This is a genomic window from Bradyrhizobium sp. Ken51 (assembly GCF_055807435.1).
Window position 1 is genome coordinate 162474 of record NZ_JBVVPB010000010.1, and the last position, 24950, is coordinate 187423.

The window sequence follows — 24950 nt, forward strand, 5'->3', positions numbered from 1 at the left end:
CTTCTCTCATTCCGCCGCGACGCCGGAGGACGCCACCGCGGTCTGCGCCAGTTGCCGCAAGGCAAAGCGCTTTAGTTTGCCAGTCTCGGTCTTCGGTAGTTGCGTCACGAACTCGATCGCGCGCGGATATTTGTATGGCGCGATCTCGCGTTTGACATGCTCCTGCAACGCGGCCACGAGCTCGGCATCAGGCGTTACACCCGGCGCGGCAATGACATAGGCCTTCACGATCATGCCGCGCGCCTCGTCCGGCGCGCCGACGACCCCGCACTCGACGACGGAGGGATGCGTGAGCAGCGCCGCCTCAACGTCCGTGCCAGCGATGTTGTAGCCGGCCGACACGATCATGTCGTCCGAGCGCGACTGATACCAGAAATAGCCCTCGCTATCCATCAGATAGGTGTCGCCCGTGATGTTCCAGCCGTTCTGGACGTATTTGCGCTGCCGCTCGTCGGCGAGATAGCGGCATCCGGTCGGCCCGCGTATCGCGAGCCGTCCCATCGTGCCCGGCGGCAAATCATTGCCGGAATCGTCGACGATCTTCGCTTCATACCCCGGCACCGGCTTGCCCGTCGCACCGGGACGGATCTCGTCCTCGGTCGCGCTGATGAAGATGTGCAGCAGCTCGGTCGAGCCGATGCCGTCCATCAGCTTGATGCCGGTCGCCTTCAGCCAGGCATCGAATGTCGACTTGGGCAGCGTCTCGCCGGCGGACACGCATTTGCGAAGCGAGGAGATATCGCGGCCCGGAAGCTTGCCAATCATCGCCCGGTACGCGGTCGGCGCGGTGAAACAGACTGTGGTCTTGTACTGTTCGATCGCATTCAGAATGTCGTCGGGCGCCGTCTTCTCCAGCACGACGAAGGAGGCGCCGATGTGCATCGGAAACAGCACGCCGCCGAAGCCGAACGTGAAGGCGAGCGGTGCAGAGCCGACGAAGCGATCCTTCTGCTCCGCGCGCAAGATGTTGCGGGCGTAACCATCGCAGACCGCGAGCATGTCACGATGGAAATGCATGGTGCCCTTGGGATCGCCGGTCGTGCCCGACGTGAAGGCGATCAGGCAGACGTCGTCGGAGGCGGTATCGACGGCTTTGAACTCCGGACTTGCATCCCCCATCAGCGCCTCGAGCGAGTCGCCGGCGCCGTTGCCCCAATAGACGACGCGCTTGAGACCGGGGGCTGCCGCTTTCGCCTTCTCCATTTCGTCGGCGAGCTTGCCATCGCAGAGCGCGAGTGTGATCTCCGCCTTCTGGATCGGATAGGACAGCTCCTTGGCGCGCAACAGCGGCATGGTCGCCACGACAATGCCGCCGGCCTTGATCACCGCCAGATAGGTCGCGACCATCATCGGATTGTTGGCCGAGCGTAGCAGCACGCGCCCGCCGGTGACGAGACCAAGCTTGCCGACCAGCACATTGGCGATGCGGTTCACCAGCGTTTGCAGCTCACGATAGGTGTAGCTGACGGCAGGGCTGATCACGCAGGGAGCGTCGCCGTGTTCCTGCTCGACCCAGCGGTCGAGGAAATAGCTGACGCAGTTCAGGCGGGGCGGATACTGCAGTTCAGGTCGTGTGAAGATGAATTCCGGCCACAACTCTCGCGGCGGAAGATGCTGCCGCGCGAATGTATCAACATGGGCGGTCGCGGCACTGTCGTCACGCGAGCCCGAAACTTGAACCTTGGCGGCGTTGGCCATCGCACGCTCCTTTCAGCATGGAAAGCACCCGGCAGCACTAACTCGGAAACATTTTAGGCTTAAAGCAATTTCGCGCAATAGCGGATTTTGGGCATCCCGTGCTTTTTCCGGCGGCAAATGGGATTGGTGGGCGCCTCAGCCGCGGCCTAGGCCCGGCGGCGACCGGCCGATTTCTGCGCCGATGCCTTGGTCTTGGCGAGCAGCCGCATCAATTCGCGCACATCCTTCGGCGTCAGATCGGCGAAAAGATCTGCGATCCAGGTTTCGTGTTCCGCGGCCATTCTGCGAAACTCGGCGCGACCGAGTTTGGTCAGCCGGATCACCTGGACGCGGCGGTCCGTCTCCGACGTGCGGCGGTCGAGATGACCGGATTCCACGAGGCGCTCGACGAGACCGGTGACGTTGCCGTTCGAGACCATCATGCGCTTGGAGACGTCGGACAGCGTCATGCCATCGGGCGCCCTGTCGAGCTGCGCCATCAGGTCGAAACGGGGCAATGTGACGTCGAAACGTTGCCGCAACCGGCCACGGACCTCACCCTCGATCAGGGTCGTGCAGGTCAGGAGGCGCAGCCACAGCCGAAGCTCTTCGGCGTGATCCTCCGGAGTTTCGACGGCCTTGGTCTCGGAATCGAGCATGTTGATGCAGTCACTCACGGCCGACATTGGCGCCCGGCAGGGATTCCCAACGTTTTGAGCTTCAAATAAATCGAAGCCGGCTGCAAGCCTAAAGCCGCAACAATCAACCGCACGTCGATTTCTTTAGGCTTCAAATAATTGGCGCGCCGCTTGCATGCACCGCTGCCCGCAGGATGACGACTTGAGCTTAGCTTGCCGCGGCAGCAATCATCGGCATAAACTTGGAGTGGAGTAGCGGCTTGCAGCGCAAGACCGATCGCCACGAGGGACAGATCATGAAGACGCAAATGACATTGGCCGCAGCCGCCTTGCTGCTTGGCACCACGATGAGCCCTTCCCTCGCCCAGGAGAAAATCAAGCTGGGTGTGATCGTGACGCTCTCGGGACCCGCCGCTGCGCTCGGCCAACAGGTTCGCGACGGCTTTGCGCTCGGGGTCAAGGATCTCGGCGGCAAGATGGGCGGCCGCGATGTCGAGGTCGTCGTGGTCGACGACGAGTTGAAGCCGGACGCAGGGGTCACCAAGGTCAAGGGCCTTCTGGAGCGCGACAAGGTCGACTTCGTGGTCGGCCCGATCTTCTCCAACATCCTCCAGGCGATCCACCGGCCGGTCACGGAATCGAAAACCTTCCTGATCAGCCCCAATGCCGGCCCCTCTACGTTTGCCGGCAAGGACTGCAACCCGTTCTTCTATGTGACCTCGTATCAGAACGATCAGGTGCACGAAATCCTCGGCAAGGTCGCGCAGGATCGCGGCTACAAGCGCATGTATCTGATGGTGCCGAACTATCAGGCCGGCAAGGACTCGGTTGCGGGCTTCAAGCTCGACTACAAGGGCGAGATCGTCGAAGAATCCTACATGCCGCTGAACACGCTGGACTTCCAGCCGGAGCTTTCCAAGATTTCGTCACAGAAGCCCGATGCGCTCTTCACGTTCATGCCGGGCGGCCTCGGGGTCAATCTCGTCAAGCAATACCGGCAGGCTGGCCTCGCCGACAGCATTCCGGTGCTCTCGGCTTTCACGGTGGATGAATCGACCTTGCCGGCGCAGCAGGACGCGGCGGTCGGCATGTTCGGCGGCGCGAACTGGGCGCCCAATCTCGACAATCCCCAAAACAAGAAGTTCGTCGCGGCCTATGAGGCCGCCTATAACGGCGTGCCGGGCACCTATGCCTTCCAGGCGTACGATGCCGCGATGCTGATCGACAGCGCCGTCAAGGCCGTGAAGGGCGACCTCTCTAACAAGGACGCGGTCGCGGCCGCTCTGAAAAAGGCCGACTTCACCTCGCTGCGCGGCGCCTTCAAGTTCAACACCAACGGTTATCCGATCCAGGACTTCTACCTGACCAAGGTCGCCAAGCGCGCAGACGGCAAGTTCCAGACCGAGATCGTCCAGAAAGTCTTCGAGAATTACGGAGACCGCTACGCCAAGGACTGCAAGGCGGCGAACTAAGCCGCAGGTCGCGTCGAGGGAGGAGACAATGAAGAGCGAAATCACCGGCATCACGCGGGCCAATGAGGGCATCCAAGGCATCTCCTGGAACATCCTCGGCCAGACCTATGTGCCGAAGAGCAACACCGAGCACAGCTTTTCCTGGCATGCGACGCTGCCGCCGGGCACGTTCGTGCCGCCGCACATTCATCCCGACCAGGATGAATATCTCTATATGCTGGAGGGCAAGCTCGATTTCATGCTCGGCAATTCCGAGTCGCAGGCGACCGCGGGCGACCTGATCCGGCTCGGCATGGGCATGCCGCACGGCATCTTCAACAAATCGGAGCAGACCGCGAAGGTGCTGTTCTGGGTGTCACCGACCCGCAAGCTGTTCGACCTGTTCTGGGGCCTTCACAACATGAAGGAGCAGAAGCCCGAGGACGTGGTGGCGATGGCCGCCGAGTTCAACATCCACTTCCTGCCGCCGCCTCCCGGCGGCTAGATTCACGCCCGCACCGCCGCAAGTCCCGGCACTGCGGCGAAGCCGGCCTTGGTGGCATAGCCGCGCACGATGGCTTCGCGCTGGGAATAGCTCAGCACGTTGTCGACATTATCGAAACCATCAGGCGCGAGCTGCTCGACAGCGTCGATGACGCCCTCGGGGCCGCCGCGCCGGTTGGACCGGATGATGTCCGCGGTCATGGGCAGGCGCTTCTTCTCGTATTCAAGCAGCGCCTGGCGCGGATGCTCGGCGCGCACCAGCGCGTCGGCGAGGCAGCGTGCATCGAGGATGGCCTGCGAGGCGCCATTGGAGCCAACCGGATACATCGGATGCGCGGCATCGCCGAGCAGCGTGACTCTGCCCGACGACCAATAGGGCAACGGATCGCGGTCGCAGGTCGGATATTCGTAGAACTCGGGCGTGGCCGAGATCAGGCTCTTCACGTCGACGTAAGGCACCGAAAAGCGCGCCACATGCGGCATCAGCTCCTCGCGCCGGCCCGGCCGCGACCAGTCTTCCTTGCGCGGCGGCGGGGCATTGCCCTCGCCGACCTTCACCAGCACCGCCCAATTGGTGAGACGGCTCGCCGGGCTCGATCCCTCCGCAATGGGATAGATCACCACCTTGGCGTTGAGGCCGCCGGCGACGATCATCGATTTGCCGGTGAGGAACAGCGGCCAATCCCGCGCACCGCGCCACAGCATCAGGCCGTTCCAGCATGGCGGCCCCTCGCTCGGGAATAGCGTGTCACGGACCCGCGAATGGATGCCGTCGGCACCAATCAGAATGTCGCCGCGCGCAGTATGGATGTGTGCGCCTGAGCGGTCGAAGAAGTAAGCGGTGACGCCGCCCTCGTCCTGCGTGAAGGCGCCGAGGCGGCAGCCGGTGTGGATGGCCTCCGGCCCGAGCCGCTCCTCGACCGCCCGATGGATGACGCCTTGAAGGCGGCCGCGGTGGATCGAGAATTGCGGCACATCGTGGCCGGCGTCGATGCCGCGGGCCTCGCGCCAGACTTCCTGGCCGTGGCGGTTGAGGTAATAGAGCTGGTCGGTGCGGATCGCGACATCGTCAAGCTGCTGGAGCAGACCGAGACCTGCCAGCTCGCGCATGGCATGCGGCAGCGTGTTGATGCCAACGCCAAGCTCGCGGATGGTGTCAGACTGCTCGAAAATCTCGCAAGCGAGGCCCCGCGAGCGCAGCATCAATGCGGTGGTGAGACCACCGATACCGCCACCGACGATAATCGCCTTCATCGCCCTCACTCCACTCGGTACACACCAGGCAATGCGGCCAAATTCGCACGGGCGGTCACTCCGCCGCAAGCGGCTTTGTCGCCTCCGCCTTGAGCTCGGCCCGGGTCTTGGGCTTAGCCTTAATTCTCAGCTCCTCGAGATCCTGCCGGTCGCGCACGCTGTTGCGGAAAATCTGATCTTTTCCGGGAAGATATTGCGGAGGACAGAACGTGTCGTCCGCCCCGTACCAGGCCGCCGCCCTCATGGTGAAGGAGGGATCGACCAGATGCGGCCGCCCGAGCGCGACGAGGTCCGCCCGGCCGGCAGCCAGGATGGTGTTGGCCTGGTCAGCCGTCGTGATGTTGCCGACACACATCGTGGCCACGCGCGCCTCATTGCGGACCTGGTCGGAGAACGGCGTCTGGAACATGCGCCCGTAGATCGGCTGCGCATCGCGCACGGTCTGTCCGGTCGAGACGTCGACGAGATCGACGCCGGCTTCGGCAAACGCGCGCGCGATCGCCACCGCATCGTCGCCGCCGATGCCGCCCTCGGCCCAGTCGGTCGCGGAAATGCGCACAGACATCGGCTTGTGCGACGGCCACGCGGCCCGCAGTGCCTCGAAGATTTCGAGCGGGAAGCGCAGGCGATTGACCAACGAGCCGCCATAGTCATCCGTGCGAGTGTTCGTCAGCGGCGAGATGAAGCTCGCAAGCAGATAGCCGTGGGCGCAGTGCAGTTCGAGCATGTCGAAGCCGCAGCGCTCGCCGCGCTCGGCCGCCGCGACGAAAGCATCTCTCACTGCGTTCATGCCGGCGCGATCGAGCTCGCGCGGAACCTGGCTGTCGGGGAAATAGGGCAGCGGCGATGCGGAAAACACCTCCCAGCCGCCTTCGTCCAGCGGACGGTCCATGCCGTCCCACATCAGCTTGGTCGCCCCCTTACGCCCGGCGTGCCCCAGTTGCAGGCAGATTTTTGCGGCTGAATTGGCATGGACGAAATCAACGATGCGCCGCCAGGACGCCTCCTGCTCGTCGTTCCACAATCCTGTGCAGCCCGGCGTGATGCGGGCGTCGCGGGCAACGCAGGTCATCTCCGTGAAGATCAGGCCGGCGCCGCCGATCGCGCGCGAGCCGTAATGCACCAGGTGGAAATCGGTCGGCACGCCCTCCTTCGCCGAATACATGCACATCGGCGACACCACGGCGCGATTGGCGATCTCCATCTCGCGTAGCCGGAAGGGCTGGAACAGCGGCACCATCGGCTTCTTGGTGTCGACGTCGAAACCGCTGTCACGAACACGCTTGGCAAACGATGTTTCGACCTCCGCCACGAAGTCGGGGGCGCGAAGCTTCAGATTGTCATAGGTGATCGCCTTCGAGCGCGTCATCACGCCGAAGGCGAACTGCACAGGATCGAAATCCCAGAAGCGGTCGACATGCTCGAACCAGACCAGCGAGACGTCGGCGGCGTGCTGCGTCTTCTCGACCTCTTCGCGGCGGCCGTGCTCATAGACCTCCAGCGCCGCCTTGATGCTGGGCGCCTTCTCCATGGCGTCAGCCAGCGCGATCGCGTCTTCCATTGCGAGCTTGGTGCCCGAGCCGATCGAGAAATGCGCGCTCGCCTTGGCGTCGCCCAGCAGAACCATGTTGTCCTTGACCCAGCGCTTGCTGCGGATCATCGGGAAGTTGCGCCACGTCGAGCGGTTGGTGAGCAATTGGTGCCCATCGAGGAACCAGCCGAAGATCTCCGCCATTCGCGCAGCGGACTGGGTCTCGTTCAACCCCGTCAGCCCGGCGCGTTCAAACGTCTCCGGATCGGTCTCGAAAATCCAGGTCGAATGTCCGGCTTCATATTGATAGGCATGGGCGATGAACGGCCCCCACTCCGTCTGCTGGAAGATGAAGGTGAAGGCATCCAGCGGCCTGGTCGAGCCCATCCAGGCGAACTTGTTGGCACGGAGGTCGACTTCCGGCACGAAATGATCGACGTATTTGTCGCGGAAGCGGCTGTTGATGCCGTCCGCGAGCAGGATGAGATCCGCGTCAGCGAAGCGGGATTCGTCCTCGACGTCCGCTTCGAAATTCAGGACGACCCCCAATTCGCGCGCGCGTGCCTGCAGGATCAGGAGCAGCTTCTGCCGCGAGCAGCCACAAAAGCCGTTGCCGCCGACCCGATGGACCGTTCCGCGGAAGTGCACGGCGATGTCATCCCAGTAGGCGAACTCCTGGGTGATGCGGCGATAGCTCGGAAGGTCGTGCTTCTCGAAATTATCGAGCGTGGCGTCCGAGAACACCACGCCGAAGCCGAAGGTGTCGTCGGCGCGATTGCGCTCGTACACCGCGATCTCGGCGCCCGGCCGCTGCTTCTTCAGCAGGATTGCAGCGTAGAGACCCGCAGGTCCGCCACCGATGATCGCGACTTTCATGGGAGCCTCGCCAATTCAACCCGGCGAAACTATTTTAAGCCTAAAATAATTTCACGCAAGTCCCCATTGCGGCAGGCCTGCGGCAAAGCCCGGCTTAATCGCCCCTGAAGACCGGCTTGACCTTGTTGGCAAAGGCCTCGAAGGCCCGTTCGAAATCGGCGGTCGTCATGCACAGCGCTTGAGCAACGGCTTCCGCCTCGATCGCCTCCTCCACCGACATCGCCCATTCCATGGCCAGCATCCGCTTGGTCATGGTGTTGGCGAAGGTCGGTCCTTCCGCGATTTGCCTGGCCAGCACTTGCGCCTGGGGCAGCACCTGCTCCGGCGTGACGAGGCGGCTGAAGAAGCCCCAGCGCTCGCCCTCCTCCGCGGTCATGAACCGGCCGGTATAGAGCAACTCGGAAGCGCGGGACTGTCCGATGATCCGCGGCAGGATCGCGCAGGCGCCCATGTCACAACCGGCAAGGCCCACCTTGTTGAAGAGGAATGCAACCTTGGCCCCGCTGGCAGCAAGCCGCATGTCCGACGCCATGGCGATGATCGCGCCCGCGCCGGCACAGATGCCTTCAACCGCGGCAACGATCGGCTGCGGGCAGGCCCGCATCGCCTTGACGAGGTCGCCGGTCATCCGCGTAAACGCCGTCAGCCCCTTGGTGTCCATCTTCACGAGCGGCCCGATGATCTCGAACACATCGCCGCCGGATGAGAAATTGGCACCAGCGCCGGTCACGACGATGGACTTGACCGCATCGTCGAACGCGCAAGCGCGAAAGAAATCGGTGAGTTCGCGATAGCTCTCGAAGGTCAACGGATTCTTCCGTTCCGGACGATTGAGCGTGACTGTTGCAACACCATCGACGACGGCCAGCAGGAAATGCTGCGGCGAATAGTCCGCAAGCGGTAAGGTCACGGGATTGGCTGGTCTGCTCATGCGATCTCCTTGGCTTGCTTGCTCCGCGCCTTTGCCATGCGCGCTAAATCTCACCACCGGCAACGGCGATTGCCTGCCCGGTGATTGCGCCGGCGCCCTCGCCGCACAGCCAGAGCACGGCATCCGCGACCTGTTGTGGAGAGATCAATCGCCCTTGCGGATTATGTTTCGCGAGCTCGGCAATGGCCTGCTCGCGGCTACGCCCCGTCTTCTTCATGATATTCTCGATACTGCCGGCGACGAGATCCGTGTCGGTGAAACCGGGACACACTGCGTTGATGGTCACGTTGCTGCCAGCCATCTCGAGTGCAAGGGACCGCACGAGACCGACCACAGCGTGCTTGGCCGCGGTGTACGCGCTGACATAGGCATATCCCTTGAGCCCCGCCGTCGACGCGATCGCGACGATACGGCCATAGGGACGATCCTTCATCCCGGGCAGCACAGCGCTGACAGCATGGACCACGCCCATGAAATTGACGTCCATCATGCGCGCGAACAGGGCGCTGTCGGATTTGGCGAACGGCGCCGACTCGGCACTTCCCGCGTTGGCGATCAGAATATCGATCGGCTGCCGCGCACTCGCTTGAGCGATGGCGGCGTTCATTGAGGTTTCGTCCGAGACGTCGGCGACGGCCGCAAAATGCGCTGCCCCTGCGCCGACAGCCTCTTCAAGCGTCGCAGCGTTCCGCCCAAGGACGGTCACAGTAGCACCCGCCTTGACGAGCGCTGTCGCGATGGCGCGACCAATGCCGCGACCGCCACCGGTCACCAGCGCGTGCGGCGAATGCGGTAATCCGGACATGCGCTGGCTTCCTTGCATTCTGCTGATCGCTCTCTCGATATATTTTAACCTTCAAACTTTTGCAAACAAAGCTCGACTCGGCCTCGCGAACGGCCGCATGCAGAAGACGGCCTGAATTGCTTTAAGTATAAAATTATCTCTTCCCATCCCTCACAGGCCTGTTAGCATCGAAGGGCCGAGCAAAAGGATGTCGCGTGTCGCAGCCTGCGCCAATGATAACAAAGGACGGCCGCTTCGCCTATGAAGCCGCGGGCGATCCGGGCGGAACACCTCTGATTTTCCTGCATGGCATCGGCGGTGCGGCACGGGCCTGGCGACAGCAGCTTGCCACATTCGGCGACCGCTTCCACGCGATTGCATGGGACATGCCGGGCTATGGCGGATCGGCGCCGCTCGCCAGCGTCAGCATCGCTGCCCTGGCGGATGCGCTTCAGCGCTTCATCGAGCAGCTTGGTGCGAGCAAGCCAATTCTGGTCGGCCATTCCATCGGCGGCATGATCGTCCAGAAATGGCTGGTGCAATCCCCGAAACTGGCGCGCGCGATCGTGCTGGCGCAGACCAGCCCGGCGTTCGGCAAGGCCGACGGCGATTGGCAGAAATCGTTTATCGCCGCACGGCTCGGGCCGCTCGATCGCGGCGAAACGATGAAGTCGCTGGCGCCCTCTCTGGTGAGGGAACTGGTAGGCGACGATCCTGATCCCAAGGGAATGGAGCTTGCACGCGAGTGCATGGCAAGCGTGCCCGAGACGAGCTATCGCGCCATGATGCTGGCCTTGATCGGCTTCGACCAGCGCAGCACCCTCAAGGATATTTCCATACCGACGCTGCTGCTGTCCGGCTCCAAGGACAACAACGCGCCAGCGCCAATGATGGCGAAGACGGCGACCTACATTCCTTCCGCGGAATATGTCGAACTCGACTCTGTCGGCCATCTCGCCAACCTCGAACGCCCCAACGCCTTTGACGAGGCCCTCGGCCGGTTCCTGAATTCCGTCGCGACCAAAACGTAGGATGACTGCGCAATGACCATGCAAGTCAGCAAGAACATCGGCGCGACTGACAAGGTCGCGCTGGATGCGCCGATCTTCGATCCCGTTGCATTCCGACTGAGCGACGAGCAGGCCGGCATCATCGCGCGCGCGCGAGAGATCGGCCAGAGCGTGTTCGCTGGCCGCGCCGCGACTTACGACCGCGAGGCGATCTTCCCGTCGGAGAACTATCGCGACCTGCATCGCGTCGGCTTGCTCGGCATCGCCGTGCCCAAGAAGCATGGCGGGCTCGGGGCGAATTATCAAACTTATGCGCTGGCGGCAGCCGAAATCGGCCGCTATTGCGGCGCGACCGCGCTCACCTGGAACATGCACGTCTGCTCGACGCTGTGGTCGGGCCCGCTCGCCGACGATCTCGACATGGATGCAGAGACCCGCGCCGAGCACGAGGGGCGACGTGCAGTCCACTACAAGCGTATCGTCGAGGACGGCGCGATCTATTCGCAGCCGTTCTCGGAGGGCGGTGCGGCAGCGGCAGGCGGAGTCGCTTTCGGCACGGAAGCAAGGCCGGTCGCCGGCGGCTGGATCGTGAACGGCAAAAAGATCTTTGCATCACTCTCCGGCCATGCGGACTATTACGGCGTTCTCTGCACCGAGATCGAGGAAGGCGAGAAGGCTTCGCGCCGCAATACGCTTTACCTCGCCATCCCCGCAAAATCGGAAGGCGTTTCGGTCGTCGGCGACTGGGATCCGCTCGGCATGCGCGGAACGGTCTCGCGCACGCTGCTGTTCAAGGACGTGTTCGTGCCGGCAGATTCGGCGCTGATGCCGCGGGGCGTCTATTTCCAGGCCGCGATGCGCTGGCCGCACATGTTCCTGACGCTGTCGCCGACCTATATGGGCCTGGCGCAAGCCGCCTATGACTTCACCGTGCGCTATCTGCGCGGCGAAGTACCGGGCATGCCGCCGGTCAAGCGCAGGATGTATCCAACCAAGCAGATTGCGGTCGCGCAGATGCAGATCAAGCTCGAGCAGATCAAGGCGATCTGGTTCCAGGCGGTCACCGAGGCGCGCGCCAATCCGAGCAAGGAGCAGATCTTGCGCGCCTATGCCGCGCAATATTCGGTGATGGAGGGCGCCAACGAGCTCGCCGCGCTCGCGATCCGTACCTGCGGCGGTCAGGCCATGCTCCGGTCGCTGCCGCTCGAGCGGATCTATCGCGACAGCCGCTGCGGCTCGCTGATGTTGCCCTGGACAGCCGAGCTCTGCCTCGACCGGATCGGGCGCGAGGCGCTGTACGAGGCCGGCGAAACGGACGACTGACGGTGGACATCTGCAGTCTGATCGATCGCAACGCGGCGTTCGCGCCAGACAAGACAGCCATTGCCTTCGAAGGCGAACGGTTGAGCTATGCAGCGTTCGCTGCACGCATCGAACGGACGGCGGCGACATTGAAGCAGGAGCTCGGCGTAGGCCGGGGCGACCGCGTTGCGATCCTCAGTCTGAACCGGCCGGACTATCTGGTTCTGCTCTATGCCTGCGCGCGGCTCGGCGCGATGCTGGTGCCCCTGAACTGGCGGCTGGCTATCGCCGAGCAGCTTTTCATTCTCACCGATGCCGGCGCCAAGGTCCTGGTGCTCGAGCAGGCCTTCGAGAGGATCCTCGCCGAGCTCGAGGGGACTGCAATTGTCGGGCTCGATTTCGAGCCGCCCCGCGGCACGACGTTCGAAAACCTGTTGGCTCGCAGTGAGGGCACCGGCCGCAACCCGCACACTGATCTCTCCTGCCCGCTCCTCATTGTCTACACGTCAGGAACGACCGGACGGCCCAAAGGCGCGGTGCTGCGCCAGGAGGCGCTGTTCTGGAACGGCGTCATGAGCCAGCACATGCACAACATGACGTCCGATGACCATGTGCTGACGCTGCTGCCATTCTTCCACGTCGGTGGCCTCAACATCCAGACCACGGCGGCGCTCCACCTGGGCGCGATGGTCACGGTTCACGCACGCTTCACGCCGGACACCGCGCTTGCAGCCATCGAACGGGAGCGGCCAACCTTGACCGTGATGGTGCCGGCGATCATCCAGGCCGTAAGCGAGCATCCCGCCTGGACCACGACCGACCTTTCGTCGCTCAAAGCCGTCGCGACCGGCTCGACCATCGTGCCGCCGTATCTGATCGACCGCTTCGTCGCGCGTGGCGTCCCGGTGCTTCAGGTCTACGGCTCGACGGAAACTTGCCCGATTGCGGTCTACACCCGGCTTGGTGGCGATCTCTCTCGTGCGGGATCGACTGGACTTGCCGGCCTGTGCTGCGAAGCGAGAGTGATTGATCCCGCCGGCAGCGAGGTGCCGGCGGGCGCGCCGGGAGAGATCGCGGTGCGCGGGCCCAACGTGTTCTTCGAATATTGGGGCGATGCGGACGCCACGCGCGATGCGCTGCACGACGGCTGGTATCGTACCGGCGATATCGGCCTGTGCGACGCGGACGGCTATTTCTGGGTGCGCGACCGCAAGAAGAACATGATCATTTCCGGCGGCGAGAACGTCTATCCGGCGGAGGTCGAACGCGTCCTGCTCGAACATCCGGATGTCAGCGAATGCGCGGTGATCGGCCGGCCCGATCCACGCTGGGACGAGGTGCCCATCGCCTACGTGATCCGGCGATCCGGCGCTCGACTGGAAGCAGACGCGTTGAAAGTGCATCTCCAGGGACAACTCGCCCGCTACAAGGTTCCGCGTGACATCGTTTTCGTCACCGACCTGCCGCGCACGGCGCTGGGCAAGGTCCAGCATTTCCTGCTGAAGCAGCTTGATGCGCAATCGCGCGCGCAAGGAGAAGCATCTTGAGGATTGCGGTTCTGGGTGGGGGAAACGGCTCTTTCGCGGCCGCGGGCGATTTTGCGCTATCGGGACATGAGGTCCGGCTCTGGCGCCGCGACGCGGATCAGGTCGCAGCACATCGCGCCGCCGGCTCGCGCATCCTGGTGAAGGATCATAACGGCTCTCACGACGTCAAGCTCGCGCTGGTCACGACCGGCATCGCCGAAGCCGTCAACGGCGCGGAGCTGATCCTTTGCCCCGCCCCCGCCTTCGCGCAGACTGATATTGCGCGCCTGCTTGCTCCACATCTGCGGGACGGACAGGTCGTGTTTCTGCCGCCGGCGACATTCGGCTCGATCATCTTCGCCCAGGCTGCGCGGGATGCCGGCAACCGCGCCAAGGCGTGCTTTGCCGAAACCGGGACCTTGCCCTGGCTGACCCGCAAGCACGGCCCGTTCGAGATCGCGATCACCATCCGCGCCAAGCGGCTGCCGGTCGGCGTTTTCCCGCTCGATCAGGCGCCGCGCGCACTTGAGGTGATCGGACAAGCTTTCCCCGGCGCGGTCGAGCCGTGCGGAGATGCTCTCTCCGGTGCGCTGATGAACGCCGGCCCGATTATCCATCCGCCGCTGATCGTGATGAATGCAGGCCCGATCGAGCATTTCGAAAAGTGGGACATCCACAAGGAAGGAACGCAAGCCGCGATTCGCAGGGTCACCGACGCGCTCGACGCCGAACGGATCGCCGTCCGTGAGGCGCTCGGATATGGCGCACCGCATTTTCCGCTCGCCCATCACTATGCCAAGGAAGGCGAGATCTGGATGTACGGCCGCGGCTCGCACGACCGGCTGACCGATTCCGGCGACTGGCGCGAGCGGATCATGCTGACCGAGCACCGCTACATGAGAGAAGATTTGCGGCTTGGGCTATCGCTGCTGGTCTCCGTCGCCGGCCTAGCGGGCGTGGCTACGCCGCTGGCCAAGGCATTCCTGGCCATTGGCGGCGCAATCTGCGGTGAGGATTTTGCGCAAGGCGGCCGAACCCTCGAGACGCTGGGGCTCGGCAATCTGGGCAAGGCCGATTTGCAGACGCTTCTTCGCGGGGGATTTTGACCGATGACCAGCCGAGCCACCATCGCCTGTCTCGGTGCCGGCCGCATGGGGCGCGGCATCGCCGTCGCGTTTGCCTATGCGGGGCATAAGGTCACGATGATCGACATCAAGGCCCGTTCAGTGGAAGATTTCGCCAGGCTGGAGGCAGATGCGCTCGGCGAAGTCACGACGACCTTTGCCAGCCTGTCGAAGCTGGGGCTACTGGCCGAGGCGGATGTCGATCCGCTGATCGCGCGGGTCTCGGTGGTGCCGGCCAACCAGAGCGGTGCGGCACTGTCCGATGCTGGAATAGTCTTTGAAGGGGTTCCCGAAGTCGTCGAGCTCAAGCGAGATGTGCTGGGGGCGGCCTCAAAACAAGTCGGCCCCGATACGATCATCGCATCGACGACCTCGACCATTCTTGTCGACGATCTCTCGGGCGCGATCGTGAACCCTCGCCGCTTCCTCAACGTGCACTGGCTCAATCCGGCCTATCTGATTCCGCTGGTCGAGGTTTCGCCCGGTAAAGCCACCGATCCCGCTGTCATCGACGAGGTCAAGGCGCTGCTCGAAGGCATCGGCAAGGTGCCGGTGGTCTGCGCGGCGACGCCCGGCTTCATCGTTCCGCGCATCCAGGCGTTGGCGATGAACGAGGCCGCGCGCATGGTCGAGGAAGGCGTCGCCAGCGCAGAAGACATCGACAAGGCGATCCGCTACGGTTTCGGCTTCCGTTACGCCGTGCTTGGGCTGCTCGAATTCATCGACTGGGGCGGCGGAGACATCCTCTACTATGCCAGTCGCTATCTCGAAGGCGCACTCGGCAGCGACCGCTATCGTGCGCCGGCGGTCATTTCGCGGAACATGCACGAGGGCCGGATCGGCCTGCGCACAGGTGCAGGCTTTCTCGATTATTCCGGCCTCGACATCGACGCCTACCGGGCAAAACGGCTTCAGGCCATGGTCGACCTGCTCCGGCACTTCGACCTGGCGCGGCCACCGGTGCTCGATCGCGGTTAGCCGAAGGCGTCCTGCAGCACCCCTTCACGCACCACCGCGACGCCGTCGAGCTCGATCGTCGTTCCCATCATCGGCAGATCGAAATGGCCCGCCGTGTAACGGCCGGCGAATTCGTTGGCACCGGTCGAGAACAGAAAGTTGCCGGACACAGCGCGAATTTCCGTGCCGTTGGTATCGCGCTGGTCATACATCGACAGCGCCTCGTAGCGCGCGGCCGGATTCATGCCGAAGCCGACATGCGATACCGCATAGGCTTCCCGATCGCCCCAGGCGGCAAGATAGGCACGCATCATTGCGGCATCGGTGCCCTCGCCTTCCAGCCCGACGACATAATCGTCCTTCAGCGTCATCTTCACCGGCGACGTCAGGTAACGCTTGAAGGTCAGGTTGATGTCGCCGGGCGCCATCACCAGCGTTCCATTGATCGTTCCGCTCTTGGGGAAGCTGACGACGATGCCGCCGGGCCAATGCGCCAGCGTACCGGGCTTGTCCGTCCAGCCCCACACGCCGACCGTGGACGCGCCGACCATATCGACGTCGAGCGCCGTGCCGGCCTTTGACGTCACCCGCATCCGCTTGGTCCCGCGCAGCATCTTCGCCGCTGCGCGAACGCGCTTCTCGAGCGCCAGATCCGGCACCATTCGCTCCAGCGCCTCGGGATGCTCGTTGGAGATCACCAGGATACGCGCGCCGGCTTTGAGGATCTCGGGTGTCTCGACCGCATGCATCAGGCCCTCGATGGTGCAATCCACCACGAAGCCGGCCTGTTGAAGCGCAGTGATGACCGGACCGAGCCGCTGGATCGCCTCGCTTGCACCTGTCGAGCGAACCGGAACGATATTCCGGTTACGCGGGGTCGGCATGACCACGTGAAACGGTCGCGCGCCCATCCGCAGCAGCGCGAGCTCCGCCAGATGAACATTCAACGCACGTGACTGGGTTTCCGAGAGGATCGCCGCGGTATCGCCGGCCTTGACGGCGCATCGCTCAAAAATCTCGCAAAATGCGTCGATCCATTTTGCCTCGATGCGATCAGCCAGCATGGTCTACTCCCCGGTCTTCCTGTTTCTTCTTCGTCAGTTCATGCTTCGGGGAACCCCCGCAGCAGGTACGCGCGCACTGCCCCGAGCAGGCCATTCAGGATCAGGCCCAGCAGCGAGATCGTGATCAGCGGAACGAACATATCGACGGCCTGAAAAGTCCGGGCCGCCGTGACGAGGACATGTCCGAGCCCGTCGCTCGACGTGATCATCTCCGCCAGAAACACCACGATGCAGGAAATGACAAGGCCGATCCGGCAACCGGTCAGGATCGACGGCATCGCCGCCGGCAGCACCACCTTGAACAGGATCTCATATCGCGGCGTTCCCGCTGCCATGGCCGACCAGATCAGTTTCTGCTCCACCGTCGACGCGCCGTAATAGGTAGACAACAGAATGGGAAAGAGTGCATCCGCCGCCACCAGCGTGATCTTCGATCCATGCCCGAAGCCAAGCAGCAGCAGCAATGCTGGATAGAGCGCGACCTTAGGCAAGGGCGCGAGTACGCGAACGATCGGCCGAACCACCGCGTTGATAGCCGGACTGGCGGCGGCGGCGATGCCGATGCTTACACCGAGCACGACCGCAATCGCGAAGCCGGCAAACAACCGGAACAGGGTCGCCGCAATCTCCTGCTGGAACGTCCACGTCAAGAGTTGCTGAAGCAACCGAACGAAGACGTATCCCGGCGGCGGCAGCAACACTGCAGGCGCGAAGCCAAATGATACAAGGCCTTGCCACAGAGCGATCACCAGCACGATCGGCGCGAGCCCGAGGATGATGCTGGTGGAGCGAAGCTGTGGCATCATGAGAAGCTCAGCGGCATGTCGAACTGCGGTTCGGACCAGCGCACCAGCCTTGCGCGGACCCGCTCGAAGATCGCATCGAGGCAGATTCCCATCGCGCCGACGATGATGATCATCGCAAAGACGGTATCGTATTGGCCCATGTCGAGTGCGTTGAACAGGATGTTGCCGGCGCCGGACTGACGGGCGATCATCTCGCTGGTAATCATCGTGATCAGCGCCAGCACGAGTCCAGTGCGGCACCCGGTCAGAATTTCCGGAAGCGCCGCCGGCAGTACGATCCGGACCAGCCGTTGCGCAGGCGAAAGCCCCATCGCCGCGCCCGACCACAGCATCTTCTCCTCCACCGCCTTGGCGCCTTCGAAGCTGTGATAGATTACGGGCAGGCTGACGCCGAGAAAGATCACCAGCGTCTTCGTGACGTCGCCGACGCCCAGCCACAGCATGATGATCGGCATCAAGGCTGCCTTCGGGACCGGGTAGATCACCATCAGGAGCGGATTGAAGAAGGCCGCGACGGCCCGGCTGCGGCCCATCAACAGGCCGAGCGGGATCGAAACCGATACCGCTATGCCAAATCCGATCGCCATGCGGCGGAGCGAGGCCAGGATGTTGATCAACGATTCCTTGTCGCCAAGAATGTCCGGGATTGCACGGATCGCCTCGATCGCCGTTGGAAAGCTATCATTCTTCAACACGAGGGACGCCGCCTGCCACATCGCCAGCAATCCGATGCAGGCAAGCACCGGGGCAGCACGTCTCGCCAAGACGGCGGGCGATATCATGACGGAGACCCGACAGGGTCGGTCTCGTCGAACATCCGCTCGATATCGACAACGTATTTCTGGTAGCGAGGGTCGAGCAGCAGCTCGCTGCGTCGGCGCGGCCGCGGCAGATCGATGTCGATGACCTCGCGGATGCGGCCGGGAGACTTCGACATCATCACGACCTTGTCTGACAGGAAAACCGCTTCGTCCACCGAATGCGTGACGAACAACACCGTCTTGCGATCACGCTCCCAGATATTCAACAGATCGTTCTGCAGGCGCGTTCGCGTGTGAGCATCGAGCGCGCCGAACGGCTCGTCCATCAACAGAACCTCAGGATGGTAAGCCAACGTTCGAGCCAGTGCCACGCGCTGCTTCATGCCGCCGGACAGCTCCTTGGGATAGAAATTCTCGTAGCCCTTGAGCCCGACCATCTCGATCAAGGCCCGGCTCTGTGCTTCCGCCTCGGTGGTGCGCACGCCCTGCTGGCGAGGGCCATACATCACATTGCCCAGCACGGTCTTCCACGGAAACAACGCGAACTCCTGGAACACCGGACCGCGATCCGGCCCTGGTCCCGTGATCGTCCGTCCCCTGATCTTCGCTGAGCCGCTGGTCGGGCTGACAAAGCCGCCGACGACGTAAAGCAATGTCGACTTGCCGCAGCCGGACGGACCAAGGATGGAGACGAAGGCTCCCTCGTCGATCGCCAGCGAGATGTCCGACAGCGCCACATGATCCTTCCGCGCCGAGGTCTGAAATACCTGCGAGACGCTCTCGATCTCGATGATTGCAGAAGCCGGTTTTTGCGGCGTCACCGGTCTCACCCATTCGCTCGATCTCGAAGGCACTACCTTCATCCCGTCTCACTTCGTTCGCGCGCGAACCCTGCGCAACAGTCTCGCTGAATGCCCTCCGTCAGCGGCACCAGCTTAGCAAGAAACTTGCCAGACCACGGGCTGTTTTCGGGCAAGTGCGCCGCGTCATCCGAACCAGGGCCATTCTGCGGGCCCCTCATGCGTCACGGCCCCGCCCGGTGCCTGCCCAACCAATCGCGCATATTTCGCCAGCGCGCCTGCGCGGTGACGAGGCGGACGCGGCTTCCAATCCTGGCGGCGAGCAGTGAGCTCCTGCTCGTCGACCAGCATATCCATCCGCCGATTTGCGGCATCAATCCGGATCCTGTCGCCATCGCGAACCAGCGCCAGCGGACCGCCAACAAATGCCTCGGGAGACACATAGCCGATGCACATTCCGCGCGTAGCGCCGGAGAACCGTCCATCCGTGATCAGGGCGACCTTCTCGCCCATGCCCTGTCCATAGATCAGCGCGGTGACGCCGAGCATCTCGCGCATGCCGGGGCCGCCCACCGGCCCCTCGTTGCGGATCACGAGAACCTCGCCCGCCTGATAGGTGCGATCACGAACCGCCGCGACGCAGGCCTCCTCGTCTTCGAAAACGCGCGCCACGCCTTCAAAGAACTGGCTCTTCAGGCCCGCGACCTTGATGACCGCGCCGTCGGGACAGAGGTTTCCCTTCAGCACCGCGACGCCGCCATCTGGCATGATCGGCGCGCGAGCCGCATAAACGACCTCTCCGTCAGGTGCATTGGCGGCGCCATATTCTTCGGCAAGTGTACGGCCTGTGACAGACAAGCAGCTGCCATCAATATGCCCGCTCTGGATCAGCTCCCGGATCACCACGGCGGCGCCGCCGATATCGTAGACATCCTTTGCCGTATATTTGCCTCCCGGCCGCAGGTTTCCGATCAAGGGCGTCCTGGCAAAAACCTCGCCGACATCATCGATCGTGAATGCGATCCCGGCCTCGTTCGCGATCGCCGGCAGATGCAGGGCAGCATTGGTCGAACCGCCCGTGGCAGCCACGATTGCCGCACCGTTTTCCAGGGATTTCCGCGTCACGATGTCGCGCGGCAAAGGCCCGCCGCGCTCCAGCATCTCCATGATGAGGCGCCCCGCCCGCCTGGATAGCTGCGCGCGCTCGGCATAGACACCCGGCACCATCGACACGTTGGGAATGGTGAGGCCCATCGCCTCCGAGACCATCCCCATCGTGTTCGCGGTGAACTGCCCGGCGCACGCGCCGATTGTCGGCAGGCAGGCTCGCTCGATCCGTTCAAGCGTGGCGCCGTCGATCTCTCCCGTCATGAAGCTGCCGACAGCCTCATAGGAGTCGAGCACGGTCAGGGTCCGCCCGTCTACGCGGCCCGGTAGCGAACTGCCGCCATAGATGAAAATGGCCGGCACGTTACACCGGACCATGCCCATCATCACGCCGGGAAGCGTCTTGTCGCATCCGCCGTATCCGATCAGTGCATCGTAGGCGAGACCATGAACGACGGCTTCGATCGAGTCGGCAATCAGCTCCCGCGAAAACAGGGAGAACTTCATCCCTTCGTGATTCATGCTGATACCGTCGGAAACCGATACGGTCGAAAACTCGCGCGGCGTGCCGCCGGCCTCTTCGATTCCGGTCTTGGCCGCTGCGACCTGAAAGTCGTGCGTCATGTTGCAGGGCGTCTGTTCGCCCTTCATGCTGACGACGCCGACCATCGGCTTGGCAATCGCAGCGTCGTCGAGCCCCATGGCGCGCATGAACGCGCGGTGCGGAGCCCGGTCGAGACCATCCGTCGTGATCCGAGATCGGAGCTTCTTCATACGTGCATCTTCTTCATGCAACGTCCCGGATCATCCTGGACGCCGCATCCTTCCCGCTCGGTTCATTCGTCCGATCGCCTATTGCAGCGGAGCGACGATCGTCGAATGCTTGAATTGCGCGACATCCAATTTTGGCAGCATCCCTGTCTCGGCGTAGATGTCCAGCATCTTCTGGATCGCGGGGAAATTCGGTGCCGCGCCCGGATCGCGGCCGAAATCATTGTCCTTGAGCAGATAAGTCTCGAGAACCGGAATAGGTGCCTTCAGGACCTCGTTGACGACCTTCAACGTCTCTTCGCGGTTGGCCAGCGCTTTCTTCATGCCAGAGGTAATGTCACGCACGTAAGCCTTGACCAGTTCCGGGTTCTTGTCGACGAAATCGGCACGGCAGGCTTCCAGGATGTGCACGATGTTGGGCATCGCCTGCGACAGCGAGAACAGTTTGCGCGTGCCGCCCTTTGCCTCCGCGCGCGCGGCAAACGGCTGGTTCATGTTCACCGCATCGACGCGGCCCTGCCGCAACGCATCCTCGGAGACGGCAAAGCCGACCTCGACCAGCTTGATGTCCTTGGCCGGATCGATGCCATTCTGCTTCAGCAACAGATTGAACGGGCCCTGGGTGCCGCCGCCTATCACGGAGATCCCGACCGTCTTGCCTTTGAGACCGGCGATCGTCTTGATCGGGGAGTCGTCCATGACAGCCCAGTAGACCGAGAAACCGCCGGCCTTTTCGAAGACATGCTGCGCCACGATGTAGGCCTTGAGGTTGCCGCCAACCACTCCGTTGGCGAGCGACAGCGGCGCCTGGGTCGCGCAATCCAGCGCGCCGGCCGCCAACGCTTGCGTCATCGGAGCGGTGCCCTGAAACTGGGTCCATTCGATATTGTAGGCCTTGCCGATATTGGGAAACTCAGCCGGCCGGCGCATCATCCAGTATTTGGATTCCTCGGCCGGAATCGTCCAGCCGACGCGAATTGTCTGCTGCGCCCATGACGAGCCTGCGCTCGCGCTCACGGCCGCTGCCGCCCCCAAAGCCAGGATCCACTTCGAAACGGTTCGCATCGTGCCCACTCCGCTGCCCAGGCGCCGACCGGCGCCATCCAACCCGACCGCGCCAAATGTTTCATGGTTCAAACAATCAAGCAAGCCATGCAGGCCGGGCGCTTTCGTCGTGGAATACGCCATGTATGGTAGTGCAGCGTCGCGGAGCGACAGATGGAGACAATCTATGGCTGAGGGGAGAAAGACAAACCCGCAAGGCGTCGAGCGGCTCGGCTATATCGGCCTTGGATTGATGGGGACACCGATGACCCGGCGGCTGCTCAAGGCCGGCCATCAGGTCACTGTCTGGAACCGTTCGGAAGGGAAGATGGCCGCGCTTGTCGAGGCTGGTGCCGGGCGCGCAGCCACCCCCCGTGACTTGATGGAGAGCTCGGACGTCGTCTTCATGTGCGTGACGGATGCGGCTGCCGTGGAAGAGGTGATCTTCGGGGCCGAGGGCATCTCAACTGCGCCCGGCGCGGGCAAGCTCGTGGTCGACTTCTCGTCGATCCATCCTGATGCCGCACGGGACCTTGCAACACGATTGTTAGCCGCGAACGGCGCGGGCTGGATCGATGCGCCGGTCTCCGGTGGTACCAAGGGCGCCGAGGAAGGCACGCTTGCCATCATGGCCGGCGGAAAATCCAGCGATATCGAGCGGGTCCGCCCCTACGTGCTGGCTATGGCACGCAGGCTCACCCACATGGGCCCGACCGGCGCCGGCCAGATCACAAAGCTATGCAACCAGGTGATCGTCGGATGCGCGATGGCTGTTCTTGCGGAGGCAACTCGCCTTGCCGTGAACGCCGGAATCGATGCCAACCGGTTGCCCGAAGCACTCGCCGGCGGCTTCGCGGACTCCATTCCGTTGCAGCTGTTCGTGCCGCGGATGGTCCAGGGTATTCACTCACCGCCGCTTGGTCACATCGCTACAATGCTCAAGGACCTCGATACGGTCGCCGATGTCGCACAGACGACATCGACGCCGGTGCCCATGGCCTCTCTCGCAGGACAACTTTTCAGGCTCGCCAAAGCCGCGCGCGGCGCGGACGCGGATGCGCTCGAAATCTACAAGCTTTCGGCAGGGCGCGCTGAACCGACGACCGCAAGCTGAAGCACACGTCGAGTGACTACTTGCGCTCATCGTCGGCGAGAAATCGGCCAAACGCACCCCGCGCGAAGAGCAGCGGTTCCTTCGCATTGTAAGTATAGGCCTCGACCGCACCGAGAAAGATCACGTGGTCGCCGCCGTAATAGCGATTGACCGAGCGGCATTGAAAATTGGCGACGCTCTCAGCGAGCACCGGCGCGTTGCCGAGGCCCGGCGTCCAGTCGACACCGGTGAACTTGTCATCAGACGATTTGGCGAATTTGCTCGCAAGCGCCTGTTGCGAAACACCAAGAACGTTGACCGTGAAATGACTGGCGTTCTGGAAGATGGTTAGACTAGAGGAATAGACGACCAGGCTCCAAAGAACCAGCGGAGGATTCAGCGAAACCGAGGCGAACGAATTGCACGTCAGGCCATAGGGCTTGCCGTCAGGAGCAGCGGCTGTGATGATCGTCACCCCTGTGGCGTAGGTGCCAAGCGCGCTGCGAAAATCGCGGGGATCGATCGCTGAATTGTCGCTCGCGAACTCGTTGGCCGGATCGGGAACGGCAGGCTGCTTCGGCAGATCATTCATCGGCCGGCCTCACAGCGTGAGATTCTCGGACGGCAGGCCCAGCGCCACGCGTCCATAATTGGTCCCGGCTGCATCGAAATTAAACGCGAGATGCGAATTGATCGCGTGCGCATCGCGGAATTGCCGCTGCAACGCGCCCGTAGTGAACAGGCCCCGTGCTCCGCTCGCGGCAAACAGCATCGACACCGCATCCGTGCAGAAGTTTACTGAAAAGGCGCCGTCGCGCCGATATCTGGTCTTGGTCGCCATATCGGGGATATGACCCTGCCTTGCATCCTCCATGGCATTCAGACAGGCCGAGCGCATGATCAGGCGTGCCGCGTCGATCTTCGCCGAGGCCTCGGCTATCTTGATCTGGGTGCTTTGAAAATCGCTCAGCCTGGCGTGGTTGTAGGTGGAAATACGATGACGGACGACCTCCGCATAATCGTCGAGACACGCCTGCGCGTTTCCCAGCGCGACGCCTGAGAGGACGTAGGGAAACAGCGAGAACACCGGGAGCGCATACAGCGGGTTGGGATTGAGCTTGCTTCCCGGAGTCGGCCCACCGTCAAGATCGCCGACCGCGACCGTCATGTCGTCGGGCACGAAAGCGTCCCTGACCTCCACGTCGCAAGACCCCGTCCCGCGCAGCCCCGCGACATTCCAGGTGTCGAGGACTTTGTAGTCGGCTTTCGGCAGCAGAAATATTCGATACTCGATGCCGTCTGCCTCATCGTCGGAGTAGACCACGCTTGCAAGCATGTTCCATGCGCAAGAGGCGACGCCCGAGGAGAACGGCCAGCTGCCATGGAGCCGGTATCCGCCCTCGACTCTCGTGGCACGTCCGGCGGGAAAAATGAACGAGGACGCGATCAGCGCGTCCGGATCACGACTCCAGACCAGATCCTGCGCCGTCGGCTCGAACATGCCGAGCATCCAGTGATGGCTCGCCAGATTGGCCAGATTCCATGCCACCGAGGCGTCTGCTTGACCGAGCAGGTCCGCGCAATCGATCAAGGCGACATAATCGAGTTCTGCGCCGCCAATGCGCTTCGGCTGAAGCATCCGGAACAGGCCGGCGTCGTGCAGATCCTCCTCGGTTTCCGGCGGCAGATGCCGCAACTCTTCCGTTCGCGCCGCCCGCTCTCGCAGCCGCGGCAGAAGGGCTCGGGCCCTTGCGACCATTGCCGCATGGGCAGGTTCATCGAATTGCGCCCCCGCGGGTCGGCCCACGCTCGGCTGTTGACCAGGCGCCATTCGTATCCCTCGCTTTCACGCATTTATGCGGCGAGACCCTTGCCAAATCAAGCCGAGGCAGCGCTGTCCGGGTATGGTCGCCCTGAACCCGGGCTGCCCGGGAAGGAT

23 protein-coding genes are annotated in these 24950 nt (G+C 63.1%); 8 read left to right on the forward strand and 15 right to left on the reverse strand.

Annotation, left to right across the window (positions count from 1 at the left end; translation table 11 throughout):
• Nucleotides 1-6: 6 nt before the first annotated feature.
• From AC0L27_RS18900 to AC0L27_RS18910, 3 genes are all read right to left on the reverse strand, one after another.
• Nucleotides 7-1698: a benzoate-CoA ligase family protein gene (locus AC0L27_RS18900; protein ID WP_275169812.1), complete on the reverse strand. Its 1692-nt coding sequence runs from the start codon at nt 1696-1698 to the stop codon at nt 7-9.
• Between the two features lie 146 nt (nt 1699-1844).
• Nucleotides 1845-2363: a MarR family winged helix-turn-helix transcriptional regulator gene (locus AC0L27_RS18905; RefSeq protein ID WP_275169811.1), complete on the reverse strand. Its 519-nt coding sequence runs from the start codon at nt 2361-2363 to the stop codon at nt 1845-1847.
• Nucleotides 2351-2599 carry a hypothetical protein gene (locus AC0L27_RS18910; protein ID WP_473319980.1) on the reverse strand — a complete coding sequence of 83 codons (249 nt, stop codon included), beginning with the start codon at nt 2597-2599 and terminating at the stop codon, nt 2351-2353. Before AC0L27_RS18910 ends, AC0L27_RS18905 begins: the two co-directional genes overlap by 13 nt.
• Before the next feature lie 12 nt (nt 2600-2611).
• On the opposite strand from AC0L27_RS18910, the gene AC0L27_RS18915 reads away from it, so the two are divergent.
• Nucleotides 2612-3787 (forward strand): ABC transporter substrate-binding protein, encoded by a 1176-nt coding sequence (locus AC0L27_RS18915; RefSeq protein ID WP_275170192.1) that lies wholly within the window; start codon nt 2612-2614, stop codon nt 3785-3787.
• Between the two features lie 28 nt (nt 3788-3815).
• A complete protein-coding gene (locus AC0L27_RS18920) occupies nt 3816-4271 on the forward strand; it encodes a cupin domain-containing protein (protein ID WP_275169810.1) in 456 nt (151 codons plus the stop codon).
• A 2-nt stretch (nt 4272-4273) separates the two neighbouring features.
• Here the strand turns inward: AC0L27_RS18920 and AC0L27_RS18925 are convergent, their stop codons facing one another.
• From AC0L27_RS18925 to AC0L27_RS18940, 4 genes are all read right to left on the reverse strand, one after another.
• On the reverse strand, nt 4274-5524 hold the full coding sequence (locus AC0L27_RS18925; RefSeq protein WP_275169809.1) for a flavin-dependent oxidoreductase: 1251 nt from the start codon (nt 5522-5524) through the stop codon (nt 4274-4276).
• 55 nt (nt 5525-5579) lie between these two features.
• On the reverse strand, nt 5580-7931 hold the full coding sequence (locus AC0L27_RS18930) for a bifunctional salicylyl-CoA 5-hydroxylase/oxidoreductase (protein WP_473319982.1): 2352 nt from the start codon (nt 7929-7931) through the stop codon (nt 5580-5582).
• Nucleotides 7932-8025: 94 nt separating this feature from the next.
• The gene (locus AC0L27_RS18935; RefSeq protein ID WP_354210215.1) at nt 8026-8862 is read right to left on the reverse strand and encodes an enoyl-CoA hydratase family protein; all 837 of its coding nucleotides are present in this window, start codon (nt 8860-8862) and stop codon (nt 8026-8028) included.
• 43 nt (nt 8863-8905) lie between these two features.
• Nucleotides 8906-9667: an SDR family NAD(P)-dependent oxidoreductase gene (locus tag AC0L27_RS18940; RefSeq protein WP_354210216.1), complete on the reverse strand. Its 762-nt coding sequence runs from the start codon at nt 9665-9667 to the stop codon at nt 8906-8908.
• A gap of 212 nt (nt 9668-9879) precedes the next feature.
• Between AC0L27_RS18940 and AC0L27_RS18945 the strand changes: the two genes are divergently transcribed.
• From AC0L27_RS18945 to AC0L27_RS18965, 5 genes are read left to right on the forward strand one after another with little or no spacing between them, the layout of a single operon-like run.
• Entirely contained in the window at nt 9880-10677 is a 798-nt protein-coding gene (locus AC0L27_RS18945) for an alpha/beta fold hydrolase (protein ID WP_473319984.1), read from the forward strand.
• Nucleotides 10678-10689: 12 nt separating this feature from the next.
• Nucleotides 10690-11979, forward strand: a complete 1290-nt coding sequence (locus AC0L27_RS18950) for an acyl-CoA dehydrogenase family protein (protein ID WP_473319985.1) — start codon at nt 10690-10692, stop codon at nt 11977-11979.
• A gap of 2 nt (nt 11980-11981) precedes the next feature.
• The gene (locus AC0L27_RS18955; RefSeq protein ID WP_473319987.1) at nt 11982-13505 is read left to right on the forward strand and encodes a class I adenylate-forming enzyme family protein; all 1524 of its coding nucleotides are present in this window, start codon (nt 11982-11984) and stop codon (nt 13503-13505) included.
• Entirely contained in the window at nt 13502-14590 is a 1089-nt protein-coding gene (locus AC0L27_RS18960) for an NAD/NADP-dependent octopine/nopaline dehydrogenase family protein (RefSeq protein ID WP_354210220.1), read from the forward strand. Before AC0L27_RS18955 ends, AC0L27_RS18960 begins: the two co-directional genes overlap by 4 nt.
• A 3-nt stretch (nt 14591-14593) precedes the next feature.
• Nucleotides 14594-15586 carry a 3-hydroxybutyryl-CoA dehydrogenase gene (locus tag AC0L27_RS18965; RefSeq protein WP_473319989.1) on the forward strand — a complete coding sequence of 331 codons (993 nt, stop codon included), beginning with the start codon at nt 14594-14596 and terminating at the stop codon, nt 15584-15586.
• On the opposite strand, the gene AC0L27_RS18970 is transcribed toward AC0L27_RS18965, so the two are convergent.
• From AC0L27_RS18970 to AC0L27_RS18995, 6 genes are all read right to left on the reverse strand, one after another.
• Nucleotides 15583-16629, reverse strand: coding sequence for a 2,5-dihydroxypyridine 5,6-dioxygenase NicX family protein (locus AC0L27_RS18970; RefSeq protein ID WP_473319991.1), 1047 nt, complete (start codon nt 16627-16629; stop codon nt 15583-15585). The two genes, AC0L27_RS18965 and AC0L27_RS18970, sit on opposite strands and share 4 nt — an antisense overlap.
• A gap of 38 nt (nt 16630-16667) precedes the next feature.
• Complete coding sequence (locus AC0L27_RS18975) at nt 16668-17435, reverse strand: ABC transporter permease (RefSeq protein WP_473319993.1); 768 nt, start codon at nt 17433-17435, stop codon at nt 16668-16670.
• Entirely contained in the window at nt 17432-18217 is a 786-nt protein-coding gene (locus AC0L27_RS18980; RefSeq protein WP_473319995.1) for an ABC transporter permease, read from the reverse strand. The genes AC0L27_RS18975 and AC0L27_RS18980 overlap by 4 nt, the downstream gene beginning before the upstream one ends.
• The gene (locus AC0L27_RS18985) at nt 18214-19059 is read right to left on the reverse strand and encodes an ABC transporter ATP-binding protein (RefSeq protein ID WP_354057747.1); all 846 of its coding nucleotides are present in this window, start codon (nt 19057-19059) and stop codon (nt 18214-18216) included. The genes AC0L27_RS18980 and AC0L27_RS18985 overlap by 4 nt, the downstream gene beginning before the upstream one ends.
• Nucleotides 19060-19182: 123 nt before the next feature.
• A complete protein-coding gene (ilvD, locus tag AC0L27_RS18990) occupies nt 19183-20877 on the reverse strand; it encodes a dihydroxy-acid dehydratase (RefSeq protein WP_473319996.1) in 1695 nt (564 codons plus the stop codon).
• 78 nt (nt 20878-20955) lie between these two features.
• Nucleotides 20956-21939: an ABC transporter substrate-binding protein gene (locus AC0L27_RS18995; RefSeq protein WP_473319997.1), complete on the reverse strand. Its 984-nt coding sequence runs from the start codon at nt 21937-21939 to the stop codon at nt 20956-20958.
• A 121-nt stretch (nt 21940-22060) separates the two neighbouring features.
• Here AC0L27_RS18995 and AC0L27_RS19000 point away from each other — a divergent pair, with 121 nt between their 5' ends.
• Nucleotides 22061-23032, forward strand: a complete 972-nt coding sequence (locus AC0L27_RS19000; RefSeq protein ID WP_473319999.1) for an NAD(P)-dependent oxidoreductase — start codon at nt 22061-22063, stop codon at nt 23030-23032.
• 16 nt (nt 23033-23048) lie between these two features.
• Here AC0L27_RS19000 and AC0L27_RS19005 read toward each other — a convergent pair whose 3' ends face one another.
• Nucleotides 23049-23603, reverse strand: coding sequence for a flavin reductase family protein (locus tag AC0L27_RS19005; protein WP_275169795.1), 555 nt, complete (start codon nt 23601-23603; stop codon nt 23049-23051).
• Between the two features lie 9 nt (nt 23604-23612).
• Nucleotides 23613-24842, reverse strand: coding sequence for an acyl-CoA dehydrogenase family protein (locus tag AC0L27_RS19010; protein WP_473320001.1), 1230 nt, complete (start codon nt 24840-24842; stop codon nt 23613-23615).
• Nucleotides 24843-24950 lie beyond the last annotated feature (108 nt).

Coding starts and splice junctions, on each gene's coding strand:
- AC0L27_RS18920 (WP_275169810.1), top strand. CDS start 3,816: ATGAAGAGCGAAATCACCGGCATCACGCGGGCCAATGAGGGCATCCAA.
- AC0L27_RS19000 (WP_473319999.1), top strand. CDS start 22,061: ATGTATGGTAGTGCAGCGTCGCGGAGCGACAGATGGAGACAATCTATG.
- AC0L27_RS18925 (WP_275169809.1), bottom strand. CDS start 5,524: ATGAAGGCGATTATCGTCGGTGGCGGTATCGGTGGTCTCACCACCGCA.
- AC0L27_RS18940 (WP_354210216.1), bottom strand. CDS start 9,667: ATGTCCGGATTACCGCATTCGCCGCACGCGCTGGTGACCGGTGGCGGT.
- AC0L27_RS18900 (WP_275169812.1), bottom strand. CDS start 1,698: ATGGCCAACGCCGCCAAGGTTCAAGTTTCGGGCTCGCGTGACGACAGT.
- AC0L27_RS18985 (WP_354057747.1), bottom strand. CDS start 19,059: ATGAAGGTAGTGCCTTCGAGATCGAGCGAATGGGTGAGACCGGTGACG.
- AC0L27_RS18945 (WP_473319984.1), top strand. CDS start 9,880: ATGATAACAAAGGACGGCCGCTTCGCCTATGAAGCCGCGGGCGATCCG.
- AC0L27_RS18965 (WP_473319989.1), top strand. CDS start 14,594: ATGACCAGCCGAGCCACCATCGCCTGTCTCGGTGCCGGCCGCATGGGG.
- AC0L27_RS18980 (WP_473319995.1), bottom strand. CDS start 18,217: ATGATATCGCCCGCCGTCTTGGCGAGACGTGCTGCCCCGGTGCTTGCC.
- ilvD (WP_473319996.1), bottom strand. CDS start 20,877: ATGAAGAAGCTCCGATCTCGGATCACGACGGATGGTCTCGACCGGGCT.
- AC0L27_RS18950 (WP_473319985.1), top strand. CDS start 10,690: ATGACCATGCAAGTCAGCAAGAACATCGGCGCGACTGACAAGGTCGCG.
- AC0L27_RS18930 (WP_473319982.1), bottom strand. CDS start 7,931: ATGAAAGTCGCGATCATCGGTGGCGGACCTGCGGGTCTCTACGCTGCA.
- AC0L27_RS19005 (WP_275169795.1), bottom strand. CDS start 23,603: ATGAATGATCTGCCGAAGCAGCCTGCCGTTCCCGATCCGGCCAACGAG.
- AC0L27_RS18905 (WP_275169811.1), bottom strand. CDS start 2,363: ATGTCGGCCGTGAGTGACTGCATCAACATGCTCGATTCCGAGACCAAG.
- AC0L27_RS18995 (WP_473319997.1), bottom strand. CDS start 21,939: ATGCGAACCGTTTCGAAGTGGATCCTGGCTTTGGGGGCGGCAGCGGCC.
- AC0L27_RS18915 (WP_275170192.1), top strand. CDS start 2,612: ATGAAGACGCAAATGACATTGGCCGCAGCCGCCTTGCTGCTTGGCACC.
- AC0L27_RS18975 (WP_473319993.1), bottom strand. CDS start 17,435: ATGATGCCACAGCTTCGCTCCACCAGCATCATCCTCGGGCTCGCGCCG.
- AC0L27_RS19010 (WP_473320001.1), bottom strand. CDS start 24,842: ATGGCGCCTGGTCAACAGCCGAGCGTGGGCCGACCCGCGGGGGCGCAA.
- AC0L27_RS18970 (WP_473319991.1), bottom strand. CDS start 16,629: ATGCTGGCTGATCGCATCGAGGCAAAATGGATCGACGCATTTTGCGAG.
- AC0L27_RS18935 (WP_354210215.1), bottom strand. CDS start 8,862: ATGAGCAGACCAGCCAATCCCGTGACCTTACCGCTTGCGGACTATTCG.